This window comes from Salinarimonas soli (genome assembly GCF_008386575.1).
In the GTDB taxonomy this organism is placed as follows: Bacteria; Pseudomonadota; Alphaproteobacteria; order Rhizobiales; family Beijerinckiaceae; genus Salinarimonas_A; species Salinarimonas_A soli.
Genome location: NZ_VUOA01000274.1, coordinates 1 through 372, shown reverse-complemented (window position 1 = coordinate 372; position 372 = coordinate 1). Strand labels below are relative to the sequence as shown.

Annotated in this window: 1 protein-coding gene; it reads left to right on the top strand. The window is 55.6% G+C overall.

Annotation, left to right across the window (positions count from 1 at the left end):
• Nucleotides 1–54: 54 nt before the first annotated feature.
• Nucleotides 55–372, top strand: a 318-nt coding sequence (locus F0L46_RS28000) for an ATPase C chain family protein (protein ID WP_497850444.1), incomplete at its 3' end; no start/stop codon positions are given.

Below are 372 nucleotides of genomic sequence, written 5' to 3'. Positions count from 1 at the left end.
ACTCCTCCTTCTCGGTGTTCTTTGTTGTCGCGCGCCGCACCTTATAAAAACAAAATGCTGTCTGCCGCCAGACTGATCGCCCCTGCAGCCAGGTCTGCCATCTTCTGCAACTCTGCACTGGTGCGACCACTTGCAGCTGTACCCACCCATACACAGATGGTACCTGCTGTCCCTACACAGCTCTCTGCAGTGCGGTCCTTCCAGACCACATCGGTCACTAAGGACATTGACTCTGCTGCCAAATTCATTGGTGCTGGTGCAGCGACAGTGGGAGTAGCTGGTTCCGGAGCTGGTATTGGAACAGTCTTCGGCTCCCTCATCATCGGCTATGCCAGGAACCCCTCCCTCAAGCAGCAGTTGTTCTCATACGCC